The sequence below is a fragment of the Motiliproteus coralliicola genome (assembly GCF_003345655.1).
Taxonomy (GTDB): domain Bacteria; phylum Pseudomonadota; class Gammaproteobacteria; order Pseudomonadales; family Balneatricaceae; genus Motiliproteus; species Motiliproteus coralliicola.
In genome coordinates, this window is the sequence record NZ_QQOH01000002.1 from 230,891 (window position 1) to 254,407 (window position 23,517).

General features: G+C 56.3%; 22 protein-coding genes. 15 read left to right on the plus strand and 7 right to left on the minus strand.

Translation table 11 applies throughout. The features are described from left to right. Positions 1-22 precede the first annotated feature (22 nt). Positions 23-922 carry a LysR family transcriptional regulator gene (locus DV711_RS07880; RefSeq protein ID WP_243633766.1) on the minus strand — a complete coding sequence of 300 codons (900 nt, stop codon included), beginning with the start codon at positions 920-922 and terminating at the stop codon, positions 23-25. 201 nt (positions 923-1,123) lie between these two features. Here DV711_RS07880 and DV711_RS07885 point away from each other — a divergent pair, with 201 nt between their 5' ends. Next, positions 1,124-2,059 carry a DUF3014 domain-containing protein gene (locus tag DV711_RS07885; RefSeq protein ID WP_114695136.1) on the plus strand — a complete coding sequence of 312 codons (936 nt, stop codon included), beginning with the start codon at positions 1,124-1,126 and terminating at the stop codon, positions 2,057-2,059. A gap of 132 nt (positions 2,060-2,191) precedes the next feature. Then, the gene (locus DV711_RS07890) at positions 2,192-2,665 is read left to right on the plus strand and encodes a thioesterase family protein (RefSeq protein ID WP_165840038.1); all 474 of its coding nucleotides are present in this window, start codon (positions 2,192-2,194) and stop codon (positions 2,663-2,665) included. A gap of 581 nt (positions 2,666-3,246) precedes the next feature. Here the strand turns inward: DV711_RS07890 and DV711_RS07895 are convergent. Next, a complete protein-coding gene (locus DV711_RS07895; RefSeq protein WP_114695138.1) occupies positions 3,247-5,193 on the minus strand; it encodes an acetoacetate--CoA ligase in 1,947 nt (648 codons plus the stop codon). A 200-nt stretch (positions 5,194-5,393) separates the two neighbouring features. On the opposite strand from DV711_RS07895, the gene DV711_RS07900 reads away from it, so the two are divergent. Then, positions 5,394-5,945, plus strand: coding sequence for a TetR/AcrR family transcriptional regulator (locus DV711_RS07900; protein WP_114695139.1), 552 nt, complete (start codon positions 5,394-5,396; stop codon positions 5,943-5,945). A 103-nt stretch (positions 5,946-6,048) separates the two neighbouring features. Here the strand turns inward: DV711_RS07900 and DV711_RS07905 are convergent, their stop codons facing one another. Further along, positions 6,049-7,215: an isovaleryl-CoA dehydrogenase gene (locus tag DV711_RS07905; protein WP_114695140.1), complete on the minus strand. Its 1,167-nt coding sequence runs from the start codon at positions 7,213-7,215 to the stop codon at positions 6,049-6,051. A 339-nt stretch (positions 7,216-7,554) separates the two neighbouring features. On the opposite strand from DV711_RS07905, the gene DV711_RS07910 reads away from it, so the two are divergent. The 4 genes from DV711_RS07910 (at position 7,555) to DV711_RS07925 (ending at position 10,276) form a co-directional block, all read left to right on the plus strand. Then, positions 7,555-8,334: a pyridoxine 5'-phosphate synthase gene (locus DV711_RS07910; protein WP_114695141.1), complete on the plus strand. Its 780-nt coding sequence runs from the start codon at positions 7,555-7,557 to the stop codon at positions 8,332-8,334. Further along, the gene (locus tag DV711_RS07915; RefSeq protein WP_114695142.1) at positions 8,331-9,200 is read left to right on the plus strand and encodes a radical SAM protein; all 870 of its coding nucleotides are present in this window, start codon (positions 8,331-8,333) and stop codon (positions 9,198-9,200) included. Before DV711_RS07910 ends, DV711_RS07915 begins: the two co-directional genes overlap by 4 nt. 117 nt (positions 9,201-9,317) lie before the next feature. After that, a complete protein-coding gene (locus tag DV711_RS07920) occupies positions 9,318-9,677 on the plus strand; it encodes a phasin family protein (protein WP_114695143.1) in 360 nt (119 codons plus the stop codon). 227 nt (positions 9,678-9,904) lie between these two features. Next, a complete protein-coding gene (locus tag DV711_RS07925) occupies positions 9,905-10,276 on the plus strand; it encodes a phasin family protein (RefSeq protein ID WP_114695144.1) in 372 nt (123 codons plus the stop codon). 84 nt (positions 10,277-10,360) lie between these two features. Here the strand turns inward: DV711_RS07925 and DV711_RS19560 are convergent, their stop codons facing one another. The 3 genes from DV711_RS19560 to DV711_RS07940 all read right to left on the minus strand — a co-directional run bounded on the left by DV711_RS19560 (position 10,361) and on the right by DV711_RS07940 (position 13,268). Then, the gene (locus tag DV711_RS19560) at positions 10,361-11,581 is read right to left on the minus strand and encodes a GGDEF domain-containing protein (RefSeq protein WP_207802577.1); all 1,221 of its coding nucleotides are present in this window, start codon (positions 11,579-11,581) and stop codon (positions 10,361-10,363) included. A 38-nt stretch (positions 11,582-11,619) separates the two neighbouring features. Beyond that, entirely contained in the window at positions 11,620-12,261 is a 642-nt protein-coding gene (locus tag DV711_RS07935; RefSeq protein WP_114695145.1) for a hypothetical protein, read from the minus strand. Positions 12,262-12,359: 98 nt separating this feature from the next. Continuing rightward, positions 12,360-13,268 (minus strand): alpha/beta fold hydrolase, encoded by a 909-nt coding sequence (locus tag DV711_RS07940; protein ID WP_165840039.1) that lies wholly within the window; start codon positions 13,266-13,268, stop codon positions 12,360-12,362. A 182-nt stretch (positions 13,269-13,450) separates the two neighbouring features. On the opposite strand from DV711_RS07940, the gene slyD reads away from it, so the two are divergent. Then, positions 13,451-13,930 (plus strand): peptidylprolyl isomerase, encoded by a 480-nt coding sequence (slyD, locus tag DV711_RS07945; RefSeq protein WP_114695147.1) that lies wholly within the window; start codon positions 13,451-13,453, stop codon positions 13,928-13,930. Between the two features lie 66 nt (positions 13,931-13,996). Here slyD and DV711_RS07950 read toward each other — a convergent pair whose 3' ends face one another. After that, entirely contained in the window at positions 13,997-16,330 is a 2,334-nt protein-coding gene (locus DV711_RS07950; protein ID WP_114695148.1) for a sensor domain-containing phosphodiesterase, read from the minus strand. Between the two features lie 312 nt (positions 16,331-16,642). On the opposite strand from DV711_RS07950, the gene DV711_RS07955 reads away from it, so the two are divergent. The 7 genes from DV711_RS07955 (at position 16,643) to DV711_RS07985 (ending at position 23,445) form a co-directional block, all read left to right on the plus strand. Beyond that, the gene (locus tag DV711_RS07955) at positions 16,643-16,879 is read left to right on the plus strand and encodes a TIGR02647 family protein (protein WP_114695149.1); all 237 of its coding nucleotides are present in this window, start codon (positions 16,643-16,645) and stop codon (positions 16,877-16,879) included. Between the two features lie 112 nt (positions 16,880-16,991). Beyond that, positions 16,992-17,951: a coiled-coil domain-containing protein gene (locus tag DV711_RS07960; RefSeq protein ID WP_114695150.1), complete on the plus strand. Its 960-nt coding sequence runs from the start codon at positions 16,992-16,994 to the stop codon at positions 17,949-17,951. Between the two features lie 101 nt (positions 17,952-18,052). Then, complete coding sequence (thpR, locus tag DV711_RS07965) at positions 18,053-18,661, plus strand: RNA 2',3'-cyclic phosphodiesterase (protein ID WP_114695151.1); 609 nt, start codon at positions 18,053-18,055, stop codon at positions 18,659-18,661. Positions 18,662-18,699: 38 nt separating this feature from the next. After that, complete coding sequence (gene trhP, locus DV711_RS07970; RefSeq protein ID WP_114695152.1) at positions 18,700-20,082, plus strand: prephenate-dependent tRNA uridine(34) hydroxylase TrhP; 1,383 nt, start codon at positions 18,700-18,702, stop codon at positions 20,080-20,082. Positions 20,083-20,086: 4 nt separating this feature from the next. After that, positions 20,087-20,959 (plus strand): prenyltransferase, encoded by an 873-nt coding sequence (locus DV711_RS07975; RefSeq protein WP_114695153.1) that lies wholly within the window; start codon positions 20,087-20,089, stop codon positions 20,957-20,959. 186 nt (positions 20,960-21,145) lie between these two features. Further along, positions 21,146-22,666, plus strand: a complete 1,521-nt coding sequence (locus tag DV711_RS07980) for a fumarate hydratase (RefSeq protein ID WP_114695154.1) — start codon at positions 21,146-21,148, stop codon at positions 22,664-22,666. Between the two features lie 155 nt (positions 22,667-22,821). Continuing rightward, positions 22,822-23,445 carry a trimeric intracellular cation channel family protein gene (locus DV711_RS07985; RefSeq protein WP_114695667.1) on the plus strand — a complete coding sequence of 208 codons (624 nt, stop codon included), beginning with the start codon at positions 22,822-22,824 and terminating at the stop codon, positions 23,443-23,445. Positions 23,446-23,517 lie beyond the last annotated feature (72 nt).

The window sequence follows — 23,517 nt, forward strand, 5'->3', positions numbered from 1 at the left end:
ACGGCAATCGCAAACGGCGACGTTATGCCGGCGGCCTGCCGGCTATCTGGTGCAGCACCGGAATCATCGCGCTGGCGGCGCTTGAGAGCGGATAGCGTTTACGGGTGTAGATCCCGACTTGGCGGGCCACCTGCGGCTGCTGGATCGGTCGCCATTCGGCTCCCTGCTGTTCGATCTGCGGAATACAGAGCGACGGCACTACACTGACCCCCAGGCCGCAGACCACCATTCGAATAATGGTCACCAGCTGATGGGACTCGAACTCGATATTCAGCGCCAGCTGATGCTCGGCGACGATATCCAGCACCATCTGACGGATCATCGACGGAGCCTGCAGGGTTAAAAACGGCGAGTCGGCGAGCTGCGGCCAGTTCAGCGTCGAATGGTCCAGCAGTGGATGTTCCGGCGGCAGAACCGCAACGAAGTTGTCGGTGTAGAGTGGTTCGAAGGCGAGGTCGTCGCTGCAATCCAGCTCGAAGGCGACCGCCATCTCCACCTGGCCGCTGGCCACCATCGCCACCGCTTCTTCGGCAACCACATCCTGTACCCGGATTCTTACCGCCGGATAGGATTGGCGGTACTCAGCCAGCGCACTGGGCAGCTGGTGACCGGCAAAGGAAGGCATCGCCGCCACGGTCAGCAGACCGCGTTTAAGGGCGAACAGGTTATGCAGATCATCCAGCGCGCCGTCCCAGTCCTGCAGCAACCGCAGCGCTACCGGCAGGAACTGTTCCCCCTCGGGGGTCAGCGCCAGCACTCGGGTCGAGCGAACCAGCAGGGTGCCGCCCACCGCTTGTTCCAGATTACGGATGGCGATACTCAGGGCCGGTTGCGACAGGTGCACCCGGTCACTGGCTTCGGTAAAACTGCCGGTTTGCGCGACCGCAATAAAGGCCCGCAGCTGCTTGATCGATATATTCATAAACAATATTTATAAATTATCGGCAGTATTATTGTCTAACTTATTCAATAGGAGGCTTAAGGCCGCCCGCTTTCAACGGCACCAGCGTCGCAACAATGACGCCCAGATGAGACGCAAGCGATTGAAAAACAGGACCAACCGGTTGGCTTCCGGGAGCGGGGCCGTGTTAGATTCGAACAAAACCGAAGGAAGGCGACGTCTGTGAACATTCGGCAACATTCTCAGCGGGGGCTGGCTCTGGTCCAGGTTCTGCTGCTGTTGGTCACCCTGCTGCTGGCCGTTGGGGTCGGTTACCTGATGTTGAAGCAACCGCCCGATGCTCCGCTGGTCAGCGGCACAACCCAACGCCCCTCTACTGAGGTGATTACAACCCCGGTGCAGCCGCAGACACTGGAGCCGGTGGTGCAACCCGCACAACCCGAGAATCAGCGTGTCGACAGCGTGGTGACGGCTGCCGACACCGAGCAAGCCCCGCAGTCATTGCGGCCGGAACCGGTGGCCGCGTTTGCGCCTGCCCCGGCTCTGAAACTGGATGATCCCTCGTTACCATCGCTCGACAACAGCGACCGCACTTTTAGGCAAGACCTGGCCGCGCTGGAGCCGAGTCGGTTGTTGCTGGATTGGCTGATCGATAAGGAGCTGATCCGTAAACTGGTGGTTACCATCGATAACATGGCGCAGGGCAAGATCCCCCGCAAACACAGCCCGTTGAAGCCGATGTCGGATAAATTCCGCCCGTCGGTCAAGGGTGAGCAGATCTGGCTGGATGGGTATAACTTCGGTCGCTACAGCTCCTATCTGACGTTGTTGGAGAAGATCGACAGCCGGTCCTGGGTTGAGATCTATCGGCGCTACTACCCCTTGATGCAGCAGGCTTATGCCGAGCTGGGTTACCCGCGTCAACGTTTTCATGATCGGGTACTGATGGCGCTGGACCACCTGTTATCGGCACCGGTCAAGCCCAGGGCGTTGGCGCTGGCACAGCCGTCGGTGATGTTTGTCTATGCCGATCCCAAGCTTGAACAGCTCAGTGCGGTCCATAAGCAGATGCTGCGAATCGGCCCGGTCAACGCCGCCCGCGTGCTGGAGATGGCCGCGGTATTACGCACCGAGTTGGGGCGGCTGCAGGAGCTCTGATCGTCCCGAAGCACTGGTTTGAGTGGGTGGCTATTAGTAAGATTCATCCACCGATGGGCGACTTTTTTCCAGCCTGTTGGCATAATTCTCGGCGCAGTAGCGAGAAAAAATAACAATAAGATGGTGAAGCTAATGGATGCGCGCGTACCCTTCTGCGCTTACCAGTCCTGCGTTCAGCCGGACTGGATCGACTATAACGGCCATATGAACGTGGCCTACTATGTATTGGCCTTTGATCAGGCTACCGATGCGTTCAACTCCAACCTGGATCTTGGTCCCGAGTATGTCGCCAGGACCCGCAAATCCCTGTTCGTTGTCGATATGAACGTCACCTACCGCCGCGAACTCAAAGAGGGCGCGCGGATCAGTTGTACCACCCAGCTGCTCGAATTCGACGCCAAGAAGGTGCGCCTGTTTCATCAGATGTTTCAGGACGATGAGGGCTTTCTGGCCGCCACTAACGAGTTGATCATGGTCCATGTGGATCTGGAAACCGGCAAGAGCTGTCCGTTCCCGGAAGCGACGCTGGAAAGACTGCAGGCGATGGCGCGGCAGCACCAGAGTTTGGCGATTCCGGAGAATGCAGGACGGGTATTGTCGCTCTGAAGTTTCAGAGACAGTGTCTGTAATCGATTATCGAGTCTTTCGTTAAAGCACCGGTTGCGCCCCCTAGGGCGCCTTCATTTTGTCAATCGCAACAAAACGAAGCAAAAGCGCTTTTCGGTGCCAGCCGCCTGCTTCCGTCCTAACGGGTTCATTGCGCGCGCAAGCGTAATCCGGGGCACAGCAACGGGGGCTTCCTGCCCCGATGCTGCGGCTCGGCGTCCTGCCTCGCCCCTCTTTGAAAAAGAGGGCCTGATCCGAATTCCGCTTCCGTGCTCACCGGCAGCAATGACAGGTCTTCGACTAAACAACAGAAGTGCAGGCTTGCACCTCCACCCCTTCGGCCCGCCTCAGACAGGGGTTTATAGCGCCGAAGGCGCGTACCCGCAGGGCGTTTTCTCAGGGGCCGCCTAGGATTCTTAAGGATATGGCGGCGCATATCCTTAAGGCGCTGATAAGCGAAACAATGGCTGAACTCAGACGCGGAAAATTTTTCTCCGTGCTACCGAGTCGTTCAGACATTGCAGTCGTTTAAAAAAAAGGCCCGCAGCATGGCAGGCCTTCAGATCCATGGATATCCCCGATCAGCTCTGTAACTCGGGCAGATCACGATAAAACTCCAGCGCCTCCGGGTTGGCCAGGGCATCGGTGTTTTTCACCGCTTCGTTATGGATCACCTTGGTCACGGCGACCTCAACAATCTTGCCACTGATGGTGCGCGGAATATCCGCCACCTGAATCACCTTGGCCGGTACATGGCGGGGGGTGGTGTTGGCGCGGATGGTGGTTTTGATCGTTTTGATCAGCTCGTCATCCAGTTGGTAGCCCGGCTGCAGGACCACGAACAGCACCACCCGTAGATCATCCTGCCAGCGCTGGCCGACAGCGATGCTTTCCTTCACCTGCTCAACCTTCTCCACCTGACGGTAGATTTCGGCAGTGCCGATTCGTACCCCGCCCGGATTCAGCACGGCGTCGGAGCGGCCGTGGATGATCAGGCCATCGTGTTCGGTGATCTCGCCGTAGTCGCCGTGGGCCCAGATATTGTCGAACTGCTCGAAGTAGGCGCCGCGGAATTTGTGGTCGCCTTCGTCATCCCAGAAATAGATCGGCATCGACGGGAAGGGTTGGGTGCAGACCAGTTCACCTTTCTGCTGTCGGACCGGACGACCGTCGTCGTCATAGATGTTGACCGCCATCCCCAGACCCAGGCATTGAAGCTCGCCGCGATACACCGGCTTGATCGGGCAGCCCAGCGCGAAGCAGGAGATGATATCGGTGCCGCCGGAGATCGACGCCAGCAGCAGGTCCTGCTTGATGTCACGGTAGACGTAATCGAAGCTTTCGTGGGCCAGTGGTGAGCCGGTCGACAGCACCGCTTTCAGAGAACTGAGATCGTGCTGATGGGCGGGCAGATAACCGGCCTTTTCCAGTGCCGAGATATATTTGGCGCTGGTGCCGAAGATGCTGACCTGCTCTTCCTCGGCGATTTTCCAGAGCACACCGGGACCGGGGGCGAACGGTGAACCGTCATATAGCAGAACAGTGGCTTCGCAGGCCAGGCCGCTGACCAGCCAGTTCCACATCATCCAGCCGCAGGTGGTGTAGTAGAAAAGGGTGTCGTCAGGCTTCAGGTCGGTGTGCAGCAGGTGCTCTTTGAGGTGTTGGATCAGGGTGCCGCCGGCGCTGTGGACGATGCACTTGGGCACCCCGGTGGTGCCGGAGGAGTACATCACGTAGAGCGGATGATCGAACGGCAGCTGCTCGAATTCGATCTCGCAGGCCTCGGTGTCTTCAAATTCGGGCAGCAGCACGGCGTTGTCCAGGCCGCTCAGATCAGGCGTGTCCGTCATGAAGGGGATCACGATGATCTTCTCGACTGAGTCGAGCCGGTCGGCGATGCCCTGAATACGCTCCAGCGAGTTGAGGGACTTGCCGTTGTACAGATAGCCGTCGGTGGTGAACAGAATCCGCGGCCGGATCTGGCCGAAGCGATCGACCACACCGTTGATACCGAAATCCGGTGAGCAGGAGCTCCAGACCGCGCCGATACTGCTGGTGGCCAGCATCGCCACCACGGTATCGATGATGTTGGGCATAAAGCCGGCGATCCGGTCGCCCGGTTGGATACCGTGCTGGCGCAGGGCCGAAGCCAGTCGGGCGGTGCGCTGGTACAGCTCGGCGTAGCTGAGGCTTATCCGGCGGTCGGTTTCGGTGCGGAAGATCAACGCGGTCTTGTCATCGCGGCGACGCAGCAGGTTTTCAGCAAAGTTGAGTCGCGCCTCAGGAAACCAGCGAGCTCCCGGCATCTTGTCGCCATCGACCAGTACCTGTTGGCCGGGTTGGCCGATCACACCGCCGTATTGCCACATCTTGGACCAGAACTGTTCCGGTTGTTCGACACTCCAGCGGTAGAGGTCGTCGTAGCCGTTCATCGGGCGATTCTGTTCGTTGCCGACCTGCTGCATCAGTGTGGATAGATTGGAGGCTGCGATACGTTGTGGGCTGGGGTGCCAGAGAGGTTCGGTCATGGTCGAGTCCTGAGGAATTATTCTGTTGTTGTAGAAGGATTATTCATGTTGTTCTTATATTTGTTAAATGTAGTTATTTAATCGATTTATTTGGTTTGTTTATAAGTCTAGTCGAAGGGTGACTGGTGGCTGTGCGGTCTAGCCAGTATGATCAGTAAAACTTTAGCTGCTGCCGCACCGGTCGGCCCGATAGGACGCCAATGAACGAAAAGTTAAAACAGGATGCCTGGATCCAGGAGGCCTTCTCCGCCCTGGCCGAGGGTGGTGTGGCTGCTGTGAAGGTCGAGGTGCTGGCAAAGCGTTTGAAGGTCACCAAGGGCAGCTTCTATTGGCACTTCAAGAATCGGCCCCAGCTGCTTGAGAAGATGTTGGAGAGTTGGCGTGAAGGGCGAATCCGCACCATCCGTGAGCAGGTGGAGGGCGATCGTCCCGCCGGTCAAATTCTCGACGAGTTGCTGCAGCTCTATCTGGATCGTGCCAATCCGCGGGGTAATGCGATCGAGCTGGCGGTACGCGACTGGGCCCGTAGCGATGAAGCGGCGGCGGGAGCGGTGGCTCTGGTTGACCGTCAGCGACTCGAGTCGGTGGCCGGTCTCTATCGACAGCTGACCGATTCGGAAGCCGAAGCCTACGCCAAGGCATTCCTGTTCTACAGCTACGTATTTGGCAGCAGTCTGGTGAATACCAGCGCCAGTGAGGTCGTTGATGACGCCGAGCTACGCCAACGTTGTGGCGCGCTACTGGTCAATTGAGGCTGAAATCCTAGAGACCTGAGTCCAGAGAGTTCTAAATAAAAACGGCCCCTGTCGATAGTTACCGACAGGGGCCGTTTTGTATCACGCGAAATTCTACTGATTAGTTACCGACGAACAGTTCGCGACCGATCAGCATCCGGCGAATCTCGGACGTACCGGCGCCGATCTCGTACAGTTTGGCGTCACGTAGCAGGCGACCGCTGGCGAATTCGTTGATGTAACCGTTACCGCCCAGCAGCTGGATGGTGTCCAGAGCCATCTTGGTGGCCAGCTCGGCGCTATAGAGGATCGCGCCAGCGGCATCCTTACGGGTAGTTTCCTTACGATCACAGGCCTTGGCAACCGCGTAGACGTAGGACTTGGCGGCGTTCATGCCGGTGTACATATCGGCGATCTTGCCCTGTACCAGCTGGAACTCACCGATTGACTGACCGAACTGCTTGCGGTCGCGGATGTAGGGAACGGCCAGGTCCATGCAGGAGTCCATGATCCCCAGCGGGCCGGCTGACAGTACCGCACGCTCGTAGTCGAGGCCGCTCATCAGTACCTTCACGCCCTTGTTCAGCTCACCCAGGATGTTCTCCTTCGGAACCACGCAATCTTCGAATACCAGCTCGCAGGTGTTGGAGCCGCGCATGCCCAGCTTGTCCAGCTTCTGCGCCCGAGAGAAGCCCGGTGCGTCGCGCTCGACGATAAAGGCGGTGATGCCGTGCGGGCCTGCGGAGGTGTCGGTCTTGGCGTAGATCACGTAGACATTGGCGTCCGGACCGTTGGTGATCCACATTTTGTTGCCGTTGAGCAGGAAGTGATCGCCGTTATCGCGGGCGGTCAATTTCATGCTGACCACGTCGGAGCCGGCATTGGGCTCGGACATCGCCAGGGCGCCGATATGTTCGCCGCTGATCAGTTTGGGCAGGTACTTCTGCTTCTGCTCTTCATTACCGTTGCGGTTGATCTGGTTAACGCACAGGTTGGAGTGGGCGCCGTAGGACAGACCGACGGAGGCTGAGGCTCGGCTGATCTCCTGCATTGCGACTACGTGGGCCAGGTAACCCATCTCTACCCCGCCGTACTGCTCCGGTACGGTGATACCCAGCAGACCCATCTCACCGAATTTCTTCCACAGCTCGTTGGGGAAGGCGTTTTCCTGGTCGATCTTCTCGGCGTTGGGGGCGATCTCGGCGGCGGCAAATGCATTGACCTGCTCGCGCAGCATGTCGACGGTTTCGCCCAGATCGAAGTTAAAACCTTTGTAGCTGGAAATCATGATGCTGATCCCTCGTTGGAATTATTTGTGGGTTGCCGGTTCGATCACGGTCCGGGACGGCGGGAGCGGATCGAGGCTGGATAGAACGCATCCTAGGCAACTACCAGATTTATGTCAATACGCCACCGTATGGTTGGTGGAAAAATAATCACCAACTTTGCTCTAGCGGCGGGTGAAGCGCGGCATAATTCCCCCTACAATGGAAACTATCCAGAGCCGACGCCGAACATCCGCTTGGAGCTGTCGGGATCTCATCGTTTAAACACTCAATCGTTGAGTTGGACGGAGGCTGAAGGCCTGCGTTCGCTGCCGATTTACAACCAATAAAAGGTGCTTTACATGCCGATCGCTACTGCGCTTAGCGTCAACCTGAACAAGATCGCCCTGATGCGAAATTCTCGTTTGTCCGGTATTCCCAGTGTCACCGAAGCGGCCCGGGTCGCGATCGCCAATGGCGCCGATGGCATCACCGTCCATCCGCGACCGGACCTACGCCATATCCGCCCCAGCGATGTCTACGAGCTGGCGGCGATGCTGCAGGTGGAATTCAATATCGAGGGCAACCCGTTCGAAGGGGCGATGGGCGAGTATCCGGGATTTCTGGAGCTGGTGCGTAAGGTACGCCCAGCCCAGTGCACATTGGTTCCCGATGCGCAGGATCAGCTGACCTCCGATCATGGCTGGGACCTGCAGCAGCACGGTCAGCAGCTCAAGCCGATTATCGATGAGCTCAAGGCCCGGGGGATCCGGGTCAGCCTGTTTATGGATGCCGATTCCGACGATATCGAGCTGGCTGCCGCACTGGGGGCCGATCGGATCGAGCTCTATACCGAGTCTTACGCCGATGCCTATGGCTCTGAGCAGCAGCAGGCGGTTTTCGAAACCTTCCTCAATGCTGCCGAGCGAGCCCAGGCCGCCGGTCTTGGGGTTAATGCCGGTCACGATCTGAATCTGGATAACCTGGCGCTGATGGCCAGTATTCCCAACCTGGAAGAGGTCTCGATCGGTCACGCGCTGGTAGCCGATGCCCTGATGATGGGGTTGGGCGATGCCGTCAGTGCCTACAAGGCAATTTTGGTCAAAGCCGGGATCGAGTCCGGGGCTGAGTCGAACTCATGAGTGAGCTGGACGATCGCATTACGCTGGCCTATGACAGTCATGACCGACTGAGCCAGTACGAGCGCCTGGTCTACCCGGTGGTCTCTCGCCGTTCGGGTGGCCTGTCGTTGGGTATCAACCTGAATCCGGACAAACGCTGTAACTTTGACTGCGTTTACTGCCAGGTTGAACGCACCGAACAGGCGCCGGAGTTCGAGCCGACTCTGGAGCAGATTGAACGCGAACTACGGGACTGGTTGGAACAGATCTCTGACCAGGGTTACCGCGGCTACCCGCTGCGCGATATCGGTCTGGCCGGCGATGGTGAGCCGACCACGGTGCGCATTCTACCCCAGGTGCTGCAGCTGTTGATCGATCTGAAGCAGGAGTACGCGCTGGCGGATGAGGTCAAACTGGTACTGTTCACCAACGCCACCAAGATCGACCGTAAGGACCTTCAACCAGTATGGGATGGTTTTTATCAGGCCCGTGGTGAAGTCTGGTGCAAGTTGGACTTCTGGGATGCCGAGTCGCTTGAGCAACTGAACCGTACCCGGGCACCCTTTGATCGACTGGTGAATAAGATTAGCCAGTTCGGCAATCAGTATCCCTTGGTGTTGCAGTCCTGCTTCTTTAACTGGTGTAACCAGAGCTTCAACATTGACCACTATGATCGATATGTCGAACTGGTGGATCGGTTGCTGAAGCAGGGAACACAGATCAGCAAGATCCAGGCTTACACGCTGGCTCGACAGCCGTCGGAAGCTCAGGCACGTCCCTGGAGCGATGCTGAAATGGATGCGTTGGCTGCCGATTTACGTCAGCGCCTACCGGTGGAAGTAGAGCTGTTCTACGAGAAAGGCTCGGAAGAAAATAGTCCGGTGTAGACCGAGAATATCTTTTTTGTGCACTGCACAAAAAAATTGTTGACTTCCCCTTAGGGGCGGCCTATATTTATTCTCGTTTTTGCACTGCAACATGATTTTCTAGCTAAGGTGAACGCAATGTACGAAAAAGTACTCGAAGATATGAAGGCCCGCATGCAACCCGTGCTGGATCTGGCTGAAACTAACAAGAAGGCCATGGAAACTCTGGCTTCTGTACAGAAAGAGTCCATGACTGACGTCGTCAACGCCAGCCTGGAACAGTTCAAGGCCGTTGCCGAGTGCAAGGAGCCGCAAGCTGCTCTGGACCTGCAGGTCAAGTTCTACAAAGACCTGGAAGCTAAGATGACCGAATCTGCTGAAAAGAGCATCGCGGCCATCAGCGAAGCCAAGGAAGCTTACGTTTCTGCGGTTGAAGAAGCTGCCAAGAAGGCCACTGCTGAATTCGAAACTGCCGTTCAGCAGGCAACCGGCAAGTAAGCAGACCCGCTGACATCAAATCCCCCGTACCGAAAGGTACGGGGGATTTTTTTTGCCCGCGCGGCATCGATATGACAGTTAGAATAAATTTTTGTGCAGTGCGCAAAAAATGTTTGACAGTGGTTTCAGAGTTGCTATATTGGAACCATGTTGTTGCACTGCACAAGTCGATGCGCAGGTGTATAAGAAGCTTATAAACGTTGTTTTAACTTTTTGAGGATAAACCTATGTACGATCAGATGCTCGCAGAGATGAAAACCCGTATGCAGCCCGTTCTGGATCTGGCTGAAACCAACAAGAAGGTCATGGAAACCATGGCTAACGTTCAGAAGGAAGCGATGACTGACGTTGTTAACGCCAGCATGGAGCAGATGCAGGAACTGGCCAAGTGCCAAGATCCGAAAGCCGCTTTCGATCTGCAGGTTAAGTTCTACAAGGCGCTGGAAGCCAAGATGGCTGACACCACCGAGAAGAACATGGCTGCTCTGAACGAAGCCAAGGACGCTTTCACTGCAGTTGTTGAGTCTTCTGCCAAGCAGGCTGCTGCTGAAGTTGAAGAAGCCGTACAGAAGGTTTCTGCTCAGGTTAAAGTTGCTTAATTTTAAGTAACCGTAAAAAAACCCTCCCGGTTCGCCGCGAGGGTTTTTTTGTGCCTGTCGAACCGGGATTATTTCGTAGGCTCCCTAGTGACAGACGCGATTTCGGCCGGCTGACTTGGCACGGTAGAGCGCCTTGTCAGCGGCTTTTAGGCAGTCTGACTTGGTATGGTTTTGGGCCACCCCGATACTGATCGTAACCGAAACGCTGTTACCGGCGGTGCTAGCTTTGCCGCGCTGTTTTCTACCCTTGCGGTTACTCTTCGGGCGGTCCTGTTCACGTAACCTCAAGCGCGCCTGTTCGATGGTCTGGCGGATCTCTTCCAGCGGCTCTAATGTTTGTTCTATCTCTCGGCCTGGAAAGACTACGCAAAACTCCTCGCCGCCGTAACGGTAGGCTTTACCCAGTCGCACCCGCGACAGCTTGGCGGCCACCAGTCGCAGGACCTGATCGCCGACATCGTGGCCATAGCGGTCATTGAATTTCTTGAAGTGATCCACATCCAGCATCGCCAGACAGTAGTGACGCCCGAGGCGCTTGAGGTGCTCGTTCAGTGCCCGTCGACCGGGAAGACCGGTCAGCTCGTCGAGGTAGGCCAGGCCGTGGCCGTGGCGGAGCAGCGCAAACATCCACAACAGCAGCATCAGACTGATCAGCAGGCTCGACAGTCGCTGTATCTGTGGCTCCAGAATTAGCGTCGAAACCAGCAGCGTGCTGACCAGCAGGTAAGCGTTGAAGCGGTCGGGTCGGAGAATCAGGCGTATCAGCATTGCCGCCAGTCCCAACAGCAATGAAAGGGCACTGACGAAGTTGAGCGGCACCGTGGTCAGGTTTGTCAGCCAGTTCGTAAGTGCAGCAAAACCAGTCGGAACATAGCTCAGCCCTTGCTGCAGCCACTGGGGGTGGTATTCAACCAGCCACAGGCACAGTCCCAGTTGCAGCAGGATCAGCAGCCAGCGCAGCAGGTTGACCCGCCCCAGGATCCCCCGCTCGGTGTACCAGCTTATCAGCGCCAGATTCAGCGGTAGTGCTATTAGCAGCGACTCGATATAGAGCGCCGCTAGCTGCTGCCGCAAGGCAAAATCGGTCAACAACAACCCGCCGACGGCCAGCAGGCTGCGGCCGCTGTTGAAGTGCCAGCCGAGCAGGATGATCGGCGCTGTCAGCAGGTAGGGCAGGTAGGGCAGCAGCGGCTCCCAAGGGGAGGGCAGCTGCGGTAATTGTGGCAGCCACCACCAGCTGGTACCCAGCAGTACCAACGGCAGTAATAAGGGTTGCAGGAATTGCAGAGGTTTAGGGACGGTCACTACGTAAGAAAGTCCATGTCAGGGCGAGCAGTGAGGCCCTAGCTGGCGAGTTTCTCCAGCTGTTTGTTGAGTTCGGCTTTGTAGCGTTGCTCCAGCTCCAGGCTGGTCGTCGGCGTATCGTTTTGACGAGCGTCCTGTAACAGGTCTCCCAGCACCTTAAAGGCCATCAGGTTGGCGAGTAACTGCTGCTTGGGCTTGCGACGCGCGGCATCGGCTTGAACCTCGCACAGCATGGTGCTCAGTTCGGTCTTCTTGCCCTGGCTATCCAGGTCTGACAGACAGGCGTTGTACTGACGATCATAGGCGATACCGCTATCGCGACGCAGTTGTAGCAGAAGATTTAATTTGTCGGTATAGAAGGTGGCAGTGATGGCGGTCAGATCGCTATTGCTGTTGAGCTGGCGGTAGCTTTCCAGCAGTAATTTCATCTCCTGCTGCACCTTAACTATCACCTCTCGATCGAAGTCTTCGTCGCCGATATGATTTTGGGCACGGCGTACCAGCAGATAGATTTTGCTGCGGTTCTCATTATCGGCGGCGCTGAGCTTGCGCTGGGCTTCAGCCAACTGGGTTTTGACGCTCTGCAACTCGGCCAGGGTGGCCTTGTACTCTTCCTCGTAGGAAGGTCCACAACCGCTGAGCAATAGGACGGACAGGAAAAGCAAGGCGGCGCGCAACATCAGTCGGTTCCCTCCCAGAAAAACGCGGACTAACAGGACATTTTTTGCCCGATTCTTTTTGGATCAAGCATATAGCACTGTAGCAGGCTCGACCAGTATCAGACTTTGGCGGGCTCGAACCCGTGCTGACATTGAAACCAGTCGGCGACCGTTTCTACGGTGGTGTCGATATGTTCGAACGGCAGCATATGGCAGCCGCCTTCGATCTCGAACAGGTCGAACGGCTGCCGGCTATTGCGGATCAGACGACGGGTATAGCTCGGTGTCAGGACTTCATCCCGTTCGCCGACGATGATCGCGCTGGGGATCTCCAGCTCGGCTTCGGTGATCCGGCTGCGGGCGTTGTAAACACTGTCCAGGGTGCTGATCGGGTACTGCCATACCAGGCGTTCATCGACCCGGGCGAACTCTCCCATGGGGTTGTGGTTGAGCAGGTTATCGATGTCGATAAAACTGCGAAAATCCACTTCGGCCCAGGGCATAAACCAGCGATTGAAGGACAGCGCCTGCCAACCGAATTGGTGCAGCATATCCGGTGGCACCTCGTTGACAAACAGGGTATGGCACATCAACGCCCGGACCCTCGGATCCTGCTCGGCCAGCGCCAAGCCAATCCGTGAGCCGATCGAGCAGCCGAATACCCCGATCGGGCCGGAGTGCTCTTGTTCCAGCTGATCAAGCAGCTGGCTGAGCTGAGGGATCAGGGTTTCGAGTCGATAGTTGCCGCGTGAACCGCCGGAATAACCGTGGCCGGGCAGGTCGATACTGAGGCAGTTAAAACCGCACAATGAAAGTTTGTGCAGCATTTCGCAGTAGAGCTCGGAGTAGGTGCCGATGCCGGGGATAAATAGAATCCAGGGATCGTTGGGCTGCGCCGGATACAGTTCACAGTGCAGTGGTAGCTCTCCTACCTGCAACAACTGGCGATGTTGCAGGTATTCCAGCAACCCTAGCTGTTGATAGATCTTTCGGCGATTTTCGGACAGGTGGGGACTGACTTCGGACATACAGCGATCTCTGATGGTTGCTGACATCATATAGGCGCGATCAGAAACTGGGAAGAGTCGACCTACGGCTCGGTCGAATTCGGTTGCCGCTAGAGCCTGCGATCGAGTAAATAGCGCTGTTATCACTACACCAACCTGTTACCCTGTCGACTTCTTTCAGCTCCTCACAGGACTCAATTACTATGCAGATTTCCGATAACAAGGTGGTGTCTATCCACTACACCCTGACCAGCCCGGACGGAGAGGTAATCGACAGCTCCGATGGTGCCGAGCCGCTCACTTACCTGCAGGGCCACGGCAATCTGATTAGCGGTCTGGAGAAGGAGCTGGCCGGTAAGTCCAAGGGGGATAAGCTGGATGTCGTGGTCGAGCCTGAGGATGCCTACGGCAACGTAGTCGAGGAGATGATTCAGACGGTTCCCCGCGATGCCTTTACCGGTGTGGATAGCATTGATGTCGGTATGCGTTTTGAAGCCAGTACCGCCGGTGGGCCGGTATCGGTTGTTGTTACCGCCGTGGATGCCGATACCGTTACCGTTGATGGCAATCACCCACTGGCCGGACAGACGCTGACCTTTGCGGTTGAGGTGATGGAAGTTCGCGAAGCGACCGAGGATGAGCTGTCCCATGGCCATGTCCATGGACCGGGATGCAATCACTGATCGCTATAGCGGTTAGGTGATTTTGGGGGCCTCCTGAACCTCTATTGTAGAGACAGGAGGCTGTCGTCAGTTAGGGGTATCCAGTTTCAGGAGGTTTGCTAGCTCGTTTGTAGGGAGTGGTCGGCTAAACAGGTAGCCCTGGAAATGGTTGCATCCCATGCGCTCCAAGGCTTTTTTCTGAGCTTGTGTTTCGACGCCTTCGGCTAAGCAGTCTATCTTCAGACTCTTGGCGATATCCGTTATGCCCTTAACAACGCCATATTTGGCGGGATCAGTATCGATATCGGCAATAAACGAGCGGTCGATCTTGATCTGGTCCAGTGGCAGATTCAGTAGGTAAGCCAGTGAAGAGAAACCGGTGCCGAAGTCGTCGATGGCTAAGCGAACCCCAAGCTGCTTAAGCTCAGTAAATAATATTTTTATATCATCAATATTCTGCAGGAATATGCTTTCGGTTAATTCTAGCTTTAATGCTGATCCCGGTAGTTGATGCTTTTCTAGTGCTCTTATAACCCTGGTTTTTAGCTTGGTTAAATCTAAACAATCCTTGCCGGAAATATTAACGGATACGTAAAGTTCGGGTAAATATTCACGAAATCCGGTCAGTGTTCGCAGGCTTTTTTCTAAAACCCAGCTGGTAATGTCACAGATTAGTAAGCTTTCTTCGGCTACCGGGATAAAGCTATCGGGACTAACCTGCCCAAGTTCAGCGTGATTCCAGCGTAATAAAGATTCTACGCCTATTACTTGATCGTTTCCTATCAGGGGTTGGAATACGAGATTAAGTTGATTGTTGTTTAATGCAAGGCGCAGCTGTGACTCGATTTGACGATTGCTGTTTATGATTTCCAGTAAGGCGTCAGAGTAAAAATGAAAGTTATCATGAGCATGCTTTTTGGCCTGGTACATGGCAATGTCGGCATACTTGAGGAGTTCCTCCGGATCCAGCCCATGCTTTGGGTAGCTGCTGATACCAATGCTGGCACCGATAAAAATGTGGTGGCGCTCAATCGAAAAAGGGGCCTTGAGGGTTTCGATGATACGTTTTGAGGTGGTATGGGCTACCTCTTCGGATCCACAGTCGGCCAACAGCACAACGAACTCATCGCCACCGAGACGGGCAATGAAGTCCTGCTTGCGAATCTGTTGATAGACGCGTCTGGTGACCTGTCGAAGCAACTCGTCGCCTACGTTGTGCCCGAGACTATCATTGACCTGCTTGAAACGATCCAGGTCGATAAACAGCAGGGTGAAAGGGGCTGGGGAAGGGGTCGCCAAGACGCTGGCGAGTTTCTGATGTAGCAGAGCACGGTTGGGTAGCCCGGTTAAATTATCGTAGCTGGCTTGGCGCTCGAGCTCTGATTGTAAACAGACCCGAGACAGGGTAACCCCCATGATTCCGCTGAACATGTTCAGCAGCTTTAGCTGCTGGTCTCCCTGAGAGATGGGATCAAAGGTACCCACATTGAGTATGCCGGCAATTCGGTCACTGATCCTAACCGGAACACTCCAGGCCGCACGTATCCCCTGCTTGGCCAGATGCTTGTGTTTGTCAGAGGTTGTAATGGTCGTATCATCGAAGAATAGGGCCTGGCCGCTATCCAATACGGGCATCAGAGCGCTGTCATTAATATCAATGACCGTTGGCATCTGTATCTGCTTATCGTTATAGATAGTTTTGACTTCGCATTGATAGCTATCGTGGTTGATAACCACATAACTGATTCGCTGTGCCGGGATAACCTTGGAAATAGACTCTTTGATTATTTTAAATACACACTGCTCACTATTGGCTGCTGCTAATTTAGCAGCGATCTGATTCAGTACGGTGAGCTGTTCGGAATAGAGTCGGTATTGCTCGACGCCAAGCTGTGCTTGAATTAAGAGGCGCTGACGTTCAAGGTAGGTCGAGACCAATGAGGCGATTAAGGTTAATAAGCCAGCACTGTTTTGATCGTAGGCTTGGGGTAAGTAGCTACCAATATTTACCGTGCCAATCACTTTATTCGAAAATATCAGTGGGGAGTTAATGATGCTTTTAATTCCCTGTTGGTATAGCTGTTGGCCGTCAATGCTGGTTTCATCCTCCTCGATATCGTGCCAGCAAGTCGATACTTTGGTGGCGGCGATTCCTGCCAGGGTGTTGTTGACCGGAATCGACTTTCCCAGCGGTAATGCTCCGTTCTCGCCATGAAGGGCGAATATTTCGAACTCCTCTTGGCTATCGGTAAGTAGGGTAACGCTCGAACGATCGGCTGACAGCATCTTAGGTAAGCTTTCCGCCAGCTTGGCATAGATCTCCTTCTCGTCGTGGGCCGAAACCAAGTCCAGAGTCAACCGACCGAGTGCGATAGAGGCATCTGAGGTGATGGAGACAAAAGGAGTGTAATCAGAATTCAAGGGCTTAATCCTCAGACAGAGGTAGTACTAAACGCCAATCCAGTAGGTCGGGGTAATGCTGGCTTCGCAATTTCGGGCATTGATTTGATCAAGCGCGGTGACTCTGTAAACCCACACTGTATCTTCCAATTTAAGCCATTCTCCCTGTTTCATCGCCCCTCAACGTTGATCCTCGACAACGTTGTGGTCTGTGCGGATTTATTCGATTACTAAAAATACCAGACGCCGGCCGGTTAGAGAGTAGTATAGATGTTGAGTGTTGGGGGGCAGATGTTTATCCTGAACGCTGATTTCGCCTAGGAGTTATCCACCATGTCAGCACGTTTTCCCGCTGAAACCATCGCCGAACTGGAGCTGTTAGCTCGTTTTAGCCTTAATTCGCTCCAGAGCGGCCTGAAAATCCACCATGATGCGCCGGTGGATGTGATCGGGGCTGCACAGCGACTGTTCGATAAGGGGATGATTACCCAGGATGATGGCGGCTATCTGACCGACCGTGGTCATGAGGCAGCCGAATCCTTGATGCGGGTGCTAAGTACCCTGGAATAGATACCCGATAGTCGGTGCGCCAACTATCGGCGTACCGGATACTTTGTTGTCGAACACTGAGCTCGACTAGACCTCCCTCCGATAAAACCGGTCGTACTGGAGCAGCCCGTAAGTGACCCGCGAAGAAGATTTTTCCGATATTCCCGAATTGGGTCCGGCAGGGGACTCGCTGGACAAACCCTCCATACCGACGCTGGATAAGACCGCCTCTTCCTCTCGTCAGCAGGCTCCTGTTGAAGCGGCTAGCGCGCCTGCCAATCGTGGCGATAGTCGTTTGATGTCCTGGCTGGTATTGATGTTGATTCTGGTTATCGGGGCCGGCGGTTACTGGGGACTGGAGCATTTCAATCGTTTGCAGCGAGAGTTGATTCTGGCCAACCAGCGCCTGACGGAGTTGGAAGGATTGATCAACACCACCGACCAAAACGCCAGCAAGTCCGGCGCGGCGATCCAGGGGCAGATGAAGAAATTCCTGTTCGACGGCGAGAAGCGGATCAAACATGTTGATTCAGAGCTGGCCAAACTCTGGACCGTGTCCTATCAGCGAAACAAACCAAAGATCGCCGAGGTGGATCAGGCCGTTGCCGAACTGGATAAGACCCTGAAGGCGCTGCAAGCATCCAGTTCCGAACTGGAAAAGTCGATCCAGAGCTTAGATAAAGGAGCCGCGGAGCTGGATAAGCAGAGCAAGGTGTTGACCCAGCAGGGGCAGCAGCAGGCGAAATTGATCGACCAATCCCGTAGCGAGATGCAGCAGGAGCTGGCTCAGTTGCAGCAGCAAAGAGAGCAGGATCAACAGCTGATCCGGGGGCTCGAATCTCAACTACAATTGCGTGATCAGGCCAATCAGGAGCTGGATGCGCTGCAGGATACCCAGCTGACCAGCATGGAGCAGCAGCTGGCCACGCTGCAGAACAATCCCAAGGTACCGCAATCGGTATCAGCAACACTGAAGGACCAGCAGCGAGCCATCGCCGCGATCAACAGCTTCCGCAAACAGGTGAACTCGCAGTTAGTACGCTTGGGTAAGCAGATTGATAGCCTGCAGCGAGCACAGGCGCCGCAGCAATAGCGAAGCGCTTGGGAAGCGGTCTAGTATGCTTGATTGTTTTTTGTACAGGTGAAACAATGCCGATTCCTGTCCTCTATACACACCTGTCTGCCGAACACTGAATGTCGATTCGATCTTTTTTCGCGATACCGCTCAAACTGGGATCGGTACGTCGCTTGGCCGACCATGCTGATAGCCTCGGCGCGCTGGGGCTGCAGGCGGACCGGCAGGGGCTGCTGCGTTGGTCGGACTCCGACAGTTTTCATCTGACGCTCTGTTTTCTGGGTGATATCAGTCTCGAACAGGTGGCTGCGTTGGAGCAACGAGCCAGAGAGGCTTTGCAGGGACAGGGCTCTTTCCAGGTTCAACTACAGGGCAGTGATTACCTGCAGGTGAATCCTGAGTTGACCGTACTGGCGGTGCTGGCGCAGGCCGATGAGCAGTTGCTGGCGCTCCAGCAGTGTATGGCTCAGGTGGTTGAACAGGTCGGGCTCTTCGTCGACGAGCCGGATTTTCGCCCCCATATCACCCTGGCTCGGCTCAAAGGCTCGGATAGTCTTGACCCTCCACCCAGTTGGCCTCAGTTCGAGATGCCGTTACTGGCGGACTCGGTTGTGCTGTTTCAGAGTCTGCCCGGCGAGCATGGCTCGATCTATACCCCGTTATTTGAGGTGCCGCTGACGGCACCACTTCATCATGACACCAGTGTGGAACTGTCCGAACAGCTCTAACCTGGTGGTCTTCTGTTTGTTGTTTATTGAGATTCTGAATGTTTACTCCTGAATTACTGTCCCCGGCCGGTACCTACAAGAACATGCGCTACGCCTTCGCTTACGGGGCCGATGCGGTCTACGCTGGCCAGCCACGCTACAGCCTGCGGGTGCGTAACAACGACTTTAAGCTGGAAAACCTTGAACGGGGCATCGAGTTGGCCCATTCCCGGGGTAAGAAATTCTACGTGGCCAGCAATATTGCTCCCCATAACTCCAAGTTGAAAACCTACATGGCGGACATGGAGCCGGTGGTGGCGATGAAGCCCGACGCGCTGATCATGTCCGACCCGGGATTGATCATGATGGTCCGCGAGCGCTGGCCCGAGGTGCCGATCCATCTGTCGGTCCAGGCCAATGCGATGAACTGGGCCACGGTCAAGTTCTGGCACAGTGTTGGGATCGAGCGGGTGATCCTGTCCCGGGAGCTGTCTCTGGATGAGATCGAGGAGATCCGCCAGCAGTGTCCGGAGATGGAGCTGGAGGTGTTTGTCCACGGCGCGCTCTGCATCGCCTATTCCGGCCGTTGCCTGTTGTCGGGTTATATCAACCACCGGGATCCTAACCAGGGCACCTGCACCAACACCTGCCGTTGGAAATACGATGCCCACGAGGCCAAGCAGGACGAATCCGGCGACTTTATACCCGTTAAAGACTCTGTCCCGGTCCAGGGTTTCGATCCGAACGCCGAAGCTCAATCCAGTGATGAGCAGGCTGCTCCGCAGCTGGGTGAGGGTAAGCCCACCGACAAGATCTTCCTGTTGCAGGAGGAGACCCGTCCGGGTGAATACATGCCGGCGTTCGAGGACGAGCACGGCACCTACATCATGAACTCCAAAGATCTGCGCGCAATCCAGCACGTGCAGCGTCTGACCGAGATGGGGGTTCACTCGTTGAAGATTGAAGGGAGGACCAAGTCGCATTATTACGTCGCTCGTACCGCCCAGGCTTACCGCCAGGCGATCGACGACGCGGCCGCCGGCAAACCCTTCGACAAGGGCTTGATGGATGTGTTGGAAAACCTGGCCAACCGTGGTTACACCGAAGGGTTTTACCGTCGCCATGTTCACGACGAGTATCAGAACTACGAAACCGGCAATTCGGTCGGGGTGCACCAGCAGTTTGTCGGTGAAGTGATGGGCCAACATGACGGTATGATCGAGATCGACGTCAAGAACCGTTTCGAACTGGGCGATACCCTGGAGCTAATGACGCCGCAGGGCAACCTGCGCTTCAAGCTCGAAGAGATGATCAACCGCAAGGGGCAGGCGGTCGACGCGGCGCCTGGCAATGGCCATGTAATGCGTATTCCGGTGCCGTTGGAGGGCGATCTGGATTACGCTCTGCTGATGCGCGATCTCAATAACGCGCCGTCCCGCTAACTCGATGGATATCTCCCGCGACCAGACGGAACTGGTCGCCCCGCGCCTGCTTCAATCGTTACGGCCGTTCTCGCTGGTGGTGGCGCTGGTCTCCTGTGGGTTGGGAGTGGCGCTGGCTCTGCTGGAGGGGTACGGCTCCGGCTGGCGAGCGCTGCTGATCCTGCTGGCCGGTTTAGCGCTCCAGGCCGGGGTCAATCTAATCAACGATTTGGGTGATCTACCGCTGCTGCAAGATGCCCGTTTTGCCGAGCGTCGGCGAGGGATCCATCGCCATGCCCGGCTCGGTTACGGCTGCTTTGTTTTCTGCAGCTTGATCGGATTCTGGTTGGTTGCAGATGTCGGTCTCAGCTTGTTGGGACTCTGCATACTGGGGGCGATCGGTGCGCTGGGCTACAGCGTCGAGCCGATCCACTACAAACGCCGTGGTCTGGGCGTGCCGTTGGTGTTCTGGCTGATGGGGGTGTTGATGGTGTTGGGTGCAAGCCATGCCATGGGCGCCCCGTTGACGCTGAGTCAGTTATGGCTGTCGCTGCCGATCAGTGCGTTGATCTCGCTGTTGTTGCTGAGCAACGAATTACGTGACTGGGAGCTGGATCATCAGCGCGGGGTTAAAACCCTGACCGTTCGGTTGGGCTATGCCCCCGGGCAGAAACTCTACCTGGCGTTGCTAGCCGGTACCTACCTGCTGACGTTGGCGCTGTGGCAGCAGCAATTATTGTTGCGCCTGTGGCCACTGCTGCCGAGCCTGTTGCTGCTGCCGGCACTGCTGAAACTGCTCGACGCCGAGCCTCAGTCCAGGCGTGCATTAACCCCCGCCAGCGGTAGGCTGCTGTTGATTTTCGGGCTGCTCTATCTGGGCTGTCTGCTGCCGTTCTGAGGCCGACTTATCACCACTGTTCGTTTAGACCAAAGCGAGACGTTAAGCCCGACACCTTTTGTGTATAATTGGGCACCGTTTTCTATCGGAGGCTGCTTCTCAGGGCATGACCACCCTTGTAGGCCTCTTTCATAACCCACCGCGCGGCGGCCGTCGGTCGTCAGCGAAGCTGGAGACAACGACAACATGACTGTGATCCGTCAAGACGACCTGATCGAGAGCGTCGCCGATGCGCTGCAATTCATTTCCTACTACCACCCGGTAGACTTTGTCCAGGCGGTCCATGAGGCCTACCTGAAAGAGGAGTCCCAGGCGGCCAAGGATGCGATGGCGCAGATTCTGATCAACTCTCGTATGAGTGCCGAAGGCCACCGGCCGCTGTGTCAGGACACCGGTATCGTCACCGTGTTCGTCAAGATCGGGATGAACGTCACCTGGGATGCCGAGATGAGCGTCGAGGAGATGATCAACGAGGGTGTTCGTCGTGCCTACCTGCACCCGGACAACGTGCTGCGCGCCTCCGTGCTGGCCGATCCGGCCGGCAAGCGTCAGAACACCAAGGACAACACCCCGGCGGTAATCCACATGTCGGTGGTACCTGGTGACGAGGTTGACGTTCAGGTGGCGGCCAAGGGTGGCGGCTCCGAGAACAAGTCCAAGATGGTGATGCTGAACCCATCCGACAGCATCGTCGACTGGGTCCTGAAGACCGTTCCGACCATGGGTGCCGGCTGGTGTCCGCCGGGCATGCTGGGGCTGGGTATCGGTGGTACAGCCGAGAAGGCTGCGGTATTGGCGAAAGAGTCGCTGATGGATCCGATCGATATCCACGAGCTGAAAGAGCGTGGCCCGCAGAACGCGGTTGAAGAGCTGCGTCTGGAGCTGTTCGAAAAAGTTAACCAGCTGGGTATCGGTGCCCAGGGGCTGGGCGGTCTGACCACCGTGCTGGACATCAAGATCAAGGACTACCCGACCCATGCCGCATCCCTGCCGGTGTGCATGATTCCGAACTGTGCTGCGACCCGTCACGCCCACTTCACCCTGAAGGGCGATGGTCCGGCGCTGCAGACGCCACCGTCGCTGTCCGATTGGCCGGAAGTCACCTTCGAGGTAGGTCCGACCACCAAGCGGGTCGATCTGGACAATATCACCCAGGAAGAGATCGAAACCTGGAAGACCGGCGATACCCTGCTGCTGAACGGCAAGATGCTGACCGGTCGTGACGCGGCTCACAAGAAGCTGTGCGGCATGCTGGATGCCGGTGAAGAGCTGCCGGTGGACCTGAAAGGTCGCTTTATCTACTACGTAGGCCCGGTTGATCCGGTTGGTGACGAAGTGGTGGGCCCGGCGGGTCCGACCACGGCGACCCGGATGGACAAGTTCACCCGTCAGGTGCTCGAGAGCACCGGGCTGATGGGCATGATCGGTAAAGCCGAGCGGGGTCCGGTTGCGATCGAAGCGATCAAGGACAACAAGTCGGTCTACCTGATGGCAGTCGGCGGTGCGGCTTACCTGGTCTCCAAGGCGATCAAAGGCTCCAAGACCATCGCTTTCCCTGAGCTGGGGATGGAAGCGATCTACGAGTTTGAGGTCAAGGACATGCCGGTTACCGTGGCGGTGGACAGCAAAGGCGAATCGGCCCACATTACCGGTCCGGCTGCCTGGAAGCAGAAGATTGCCGAAGCTCAGGTGGTCGAGGTCCAGTAAATCGCTAAGCTTTCGCTTAGGTGATCGAACAACGCGGCCTCCGGGCCGCGTTTTTGGTTGTGGCCGTTGGGGGCCGAGCCATAGAGTGTCGGTGCAAAGTTTGAAACCGTCGAAGTGGAACGTTTGATAGGGGAGTGGTCGCCTTGCAGGTGCCGATGGAGATTGATCTATACAGTGTGGTCAACGTGCTAGGGCTTAGCGGAATAGCGGTGTTCGCCGTATCTGGGGCGTTGGATGCAGCACGTCAGAAAATGGATATTCTCGGCTTTATGCTGATCGGCTGCGCCACCGGACTTGGCGGCGGCACCTTGCGGGATCTGCTGCTGGGAAACACCCCGGTCTACTGGGTCCGTGAGCCAATCTATGTGGCCACCAGTCTGAGCGCCGCAGTGCTGACCTATTTTGTGGTGCCCTATATCGCCTCACGCACCCGCAGCCTGCTGTGGATGGATGCCATTGGAATGGCGCTGTTTAGTGTTACCGGGGCCCAGATTGCACTGAGCAGCGGGGCTTCGTCGTTGATCGCTGCCTGTATGGGGGTCATGACCGCCAGCTTTGGGGGCATTATCCGTGATGTGCTCTGCGGTAGCGATCTGGTGCTTAGCTCCCGCGAGCTCTATGTCAGCGCCTCACTGGCCGGTGCCAGTACCTACCTGATGCTGGAGTGGCTGGCGGTGCCGGAGAGCGCCGCATTGATCGGTGGCTTTGTGGCGGCGCTGGTGCTGCGCGGAGGTGCGATCCTGTTTAGCTGGACCTTGCCGGCCTATCATCGCGATTAGGCGTCGAGCCGTTGTTAAATACGGTGATTTATCCGGTGGTTTTGTAGCAAATATTTGACACCGATATTGGCT

What these genes read in the sequence shown, in the direction of transcription:
- DV711_RS07880 (WP_243633766.1), bottom strand. Translation starts at nt 922, where the DNA reads ATGAATATATCGATCAAGCAGCTGCGGGCCTTTATTGCGGTCGCGCAA.
- DV711_RS07890 (WP_165840038.1), top strand. Translation starts at nt 2,192, where the DNA reads ATGGATGCGCGCGTACCCTTCTGCGCTTACCAGTCCTGCGTTCAGCCG.
- DV711_RS07895 (WP_114695138.1), bottom strand. Translation starts at nt 5,193, where the DNA reads ATGACCGAACCTCTCTGGCACCCCAGCCCACAACGTATCGCAGCCTCC.
- DV711_RS07900 (WP_114695139.1), top strand. Translation starts at nt 5,394, where the DNA reads ATGAACGAAAAGTTAAAACAGGATGCCTGGATCCAGGAGGCCTTCTCC.
- DV711_RS07905 (WP_114695140.1), bottom strand. Translation starts at nt 7,215, where the DNA reads ATGATTTCCAGCTACAAAGGTTTTAACTTCGATCTGGGCGAAACCGTC.
- DV711_RS07910 (WP_114695141.1), top strand. Translation starts at nt 7,555, where the DNA reads ATGCCGATCGCTACTGCGCTTAGCGTCAACCTGAACAAGATCGCCCTG.
- DV711_RS07915 (WP_114695142.1), top strand. Translation starts at nt 8,331, where the DNA reads ATGAGTGAGCTGGACGATCGCATTACGCTGGCCTATGACAGTCATGAC.
- DV711_RS07920 (WP_114695143.1), top strand. Translation starts at nt 9,318, where the DNA reads ATGTACGAAAAAGTACTCGAAGATATGAAGGCCCGCATGCAACCCGTG.
- DV711_RS07925 (WP_114695144.1), top strand. Translation starts at nt 9,905, where the DNA reads ATGTACGATCAGATGCTCGCAGAGATGAAAACCCGTATGCAGCCCGTT.
- DV711_RS07935 (WP_114695145.1), bottom strand. Translation starts at nt 12,261, where the DNA reads ATGTTGCGCGCCGCCTTGCTTTTCCTGTCCGTCCTATTGCTCAGCGGT.
- DV711_RS07940 (WP_165840039.1), bottom strand. Translation starts at nt 13,268, where the DNA reads ATGTCCGAAGTCAGTCCCCACCTGTCCGAAAATCGCCGAAAGATCTAT.
- slyD (WP_114695147.1), top strand. Translation starts at nt 13,451, where the DNA reads ATGCAGATTTCCGATAACAAGGTGGTGTCTATCCACTACACCCTGACC.
- DV711_RS07955 (WP_114695149.1), top strand. Translation starts at nt 16,643, where the DNA reads ATGTCAGCACGTTTTCCCGCTGAAACCATCGCCGAACTGGAGCTGTTA.
- thpR (WP_114695151.1), top strand. Translation starts at nt 18,053, where the DNA reads ATGTCGATTCGATCTTTTTTCGCGATACCGCTCAAACTGGGATCGGTA.
- trhP (WP_114695152.1), top strand. Translation starts at nt 18,700, where the DNA reads ATGTTTACTCCTGAATTACTGTCCCCGGCCGGTACCTACAAGAACATG.
- DV711_RS07975 (WP_114695153.1), top strand. Translation starts at nt 20,087, where the DNA reads ATGGATATCTCCCGCGACCAGACGGAACTGGTCGCCCCGCGCCTGCTT.
- DV711_RS07980 (WP_114695154.1), top strand. Translation starts at nt 21,146, where the DNA reads ATGACTGTGATCCGTCAAGACGACCTGATCGAGAGCGTCGCCGATGCG.
- DV711_RS07985 (WP_114695667.1), top strand. Translation starts at nt 22,822, where the DNA reads ATGGAGATTGATCTATACAGTGTGGTCAACGTGCTAGGGCTTAGCGGA.